Source organism: Edaphobacter sp., assembly GCF_035532915.1.
In the GTDB taxonomy this organism is placed as follows: domain Bacteria; phylum Acidobacteriota; class Terriglobia; order Terriglobales; family Acidobacteriaceae; genus Edaphobacter.
Genome location: NZ_DATKQC010000057.1, coordinates 1 through 2990 on the forward strand (window position 1 = coordinate 1; position 2990 = coordinate 2990).

Below are 2990 nucleotides of genomic sequence, written 5' to 3' on the forward strand. Positions count from 1 at the left end.
CGACCGACAATGCCTTCATCGAATCGTTCAATGGAACGTTCCGAGCCGAGTGCCTCAACGCCCACTGGTTCGGAACGCTGGCCGAAGCAAAACGGGTGGCCTGCCCGATGTTTTGGGCCAGTGAAGAGTTAGTTTAGCGCAGCTATCGTTGAGATCAGATAGCCGCCGTCGTCGGGGGCGTGGAAAAGTGGGAAGCGTTTTGTGCTTTCCACTTTTCCATGCTCCCGGGATGCTCCGGTCGCCCATGCTTCTGGCGCCGGTGGCCTGTAGCCCAGCGATGAGTGTGGCCTGATGGTGTTGTAGTGCACCCGCCAGCGTTCAGCCAGCACGCGCAGTTCCTTGAGTGAGTAGAAGATTTCGCCATTGAGGAACTCATCTCTAAGCTTGCTGTTAAACGATTCACAGTAGCCGTTCTCCCACGGAGAGCCCGGCTCGATGTAGAGCGTCTTGGCGCCAGCGTTGATCAGCCACTGGCGCAGATCTTTGGCCACGAACTCGGGGCCGTTGTCCGAGCGTATGTGTTCCGGCACACCGCGCTTGACCATGACATCCGCCAACGCTTCGATCACCTTGGCCGATGTCCAGCGCCGCTCGGCACGGATCAGCAGGCACTCGCGGGTGTATTCATCGATCAGGTTTAACAGGCGCGCGCTGCGGCCATCGTGCGTGCGGGTACTGACGAAGTCGTAGCTCCACACGTGATTCGCGTGCGTGGGTCTGAGTCGCACGCACGATCCATCGTTGAGCCACAACCGCCCACGCGGCTTCTGCTTCTGCGGTACCTTCAGCCCTTCACGACGCCAGATCCTTTCCACCCGATCCTTGCCCACGCGCCAGCCTGCCCGTTGCAGCAGCGCCGTAATGCGGCGATAGCCATATCGCCCGTATTGCTTGGCCAGGGCGATGATGGTTTGAGTGAGGAGATCTTCGTCTTCGCGTTGCGTCGGCCGGTAGCGTTGCGTGCCGCGTGGCTGATGCACCAAACGGCACGCCCAACGCTCTGCCATTCCATGCTTCTGCTGCGCATGGAACACCGCCCCGCGGCGTCGTTCAGGGCTTAGAAGTTTCCCGAGGCGATGTCCTTCAGCACCAGCTTCTCCAGGCTCAGCTCGCTGACCAATCGCTTCAGCTTGGCGTTTTCCTGCTCAAGCTCCTTGAGCCGCCGTGCCTGGTCCACTTGCAGACCGCCGTACTCCTTACGCCACCGGTAATACGTCTGTTCCACGATGCCGGCCTCCCGGCAGGCATGCTCGGTAGACTTTCCGTTCGCTACCGCAACTTCAATCTGCCGAAGCAGGTTCACCACCTGTTCAGGTTGGTACTTCTTTCCTCGTGCCATGTGCTCTCCTTGTCCAGTGTCTCTCTTCCTCACTGGCGCAATTCAAGCCGGGCAGACCAGGCTCGCTCTTCCAACGCTCCCCTTAAATGCCGCGTTGTTAAGGAGTCAAAAGCGCGAGCACGTTGATCCCTATTTTGATTCTCCGCCATATGTCCTTGACCTTGCCCTCAGGATGCGTACTCCATATGCGCCAGGTTTGAGGGGATAATCCCGTCGCCGTCGTCGGGGCTGTGGGAGAGTGGGAATCGCGCAGTTTGCGATTTCCACCCTTCCATAGCCCAGGTCATTCAGGCCGCAGCTTTGGCCTGCTTCCGCTGCCAGGCCTGCTCGAACTCGACCGGACTCTGATAGCCGATCGTCGAATGCATTCGCTTCTGGTTGTACCAGAGTATCCATCCGATGACTGCATCTTTGGCAGCCCGCACAGAGAAGAACGTTTCTCCGTGCAGGCGTTCGACCTTCAGGGATCCGAACAACGTTTCGGTCACTGCATTATCCCAGCAGTTCGCCTTTCGGCTCATCGAAGGAATCAGCCCGTACAGCTTCATCACTTCGCCAAAATCCTCCGAGGCATACTGGCTGCCACGATCGCTGTGGAAGATCGCCTCGCCACTGCCCGGACGCCGCCCCAGACAGGCCATCTCCAGCGCATCGATCACCAGGCTGCGGTCTATGCTGGTCTTCATCGACCAGCCCACGATGCGGCGGCTGAACAGATCCATCACTACGGCCAGGTACAGCCAGCCTTCTTCGGTCGCGATGTAGGTCGCGTCGCCTGTCCACGCCGTGTTCGGCTTCGCGACGGTGAAGTTGCGGTTGAGCAGGTTCGGAGCAATCGGCAACTTGTGATTGCTGTCGGTCGTCGTCACGCGAAACTTCCGTTTGCCGCGCGCCTGAATCGCATGTCGCCGCATCAGAAGACGCACCCGCTCCTTGCCTACGCGCACGCCACGACGGCGCAACTCGCGCCACATCCGCGGCCATCCATAGGCACCACGCAGCTCGGCATGAATCGCCCGAATATGAACCAGCAAGGCGGCGGCGCTCAGGTGCCGGCGATGAGCGATCCGATGACGACGCAAATGATGCTGATGATAGCCCGTGAAGCTGACTCCCAGCACCTCGCACTGCAAACGAACCGGCCAGAGATGACGACTGCGATAGATTTGGGCATACTTCATTTCTGGCCTCGCGAGAAGTACGCCGCTGCTTTTCCCAATATGTCGCGCTCCATCCTAAGGCGCGCATTTTCCGCTCGTAGTTGCCGAATCTCGATCTGCTCGGCCGTCAGCTTCGATCCACGCCCACCGGCGGTCAGCTTGCCAGTCTTGTGAGCATGAATCCAGTTCCGCAATGTCTGCTCGATGATGCCCAGCGTCCGCGCTGCCGACGCTATGCTCTGACCCGACTCCACCAGCCGAACTGCCTCAAGCTTGAACTCGTACGTGTAGGCCTTCCTCGGTATTCGCTCCATCTTCGCTGCTCCTTCGATATCTTCTCAGAGCGCTATATGGAGTACGTTTTTCAGGGGCAAGCTCAAATCGTAGTTCTTTTCCAACTGCTGATAGATTTGCGCCACCGCCAGCGCCAGGTAGTTGCACTGCGCATCTTCTTGCGATCCTTCTTTCTCTTTCTGCGCCTGTTCGGAAAG

At 58.9% G+C, this 2990-nt stretch carries 2 protein-coding genes and 1 pseudogene; 1 reads left to right on the forward strand and 2 read right to left on the reverse strand.

Annotated features, from left to right (window positions below; translation table 11 throughout):
• A pseudogene (locus VMU57_RS02955) lies at window positions 1-92 on the forward strand (integrase core domain-containing protein); the annotation flags it as partial.
• A gap of 36 nt (window positions 93-128) precedes the next feature.
• On the opposite strand, the gene VMU57_RS02960 reads toward VMU57_RS02955, so the two are convergent.
• Both VMU57_RS02960 and VMU57_RS02965 read right to left on the reverse strand, forming a co-directional pair.
• A protein-coding gene (locus VMU57_RS02960) for an IS3 family transposase (protein WP_325380623.1) occupies window positions 129-1339 on the reverse strand; the annotation gives its coding sequence in 2 pieces (ribosomal slippage) (window positions 129-1072 and window positions 1072-1339; 1212 coding nt in all).
• Window positions 1340-1626: 287 nt separating this feature from the next.
• Window positions 1627-2813 (reverse strand): IS3 family transposase gene (locus tag VMU57_RS02965; RefSeq protein WP_325380625.1). Its coding sequence is split into 2 segments (ribosomal slippage): window positions 1627-2555 and window positions 2555-2813, totalling 1188 coding nucleotides; the frame shifts between segments, so codons are not numbered across the junction.
• Window positions 2814-2990: the final 177 nt, after the last annotated feature.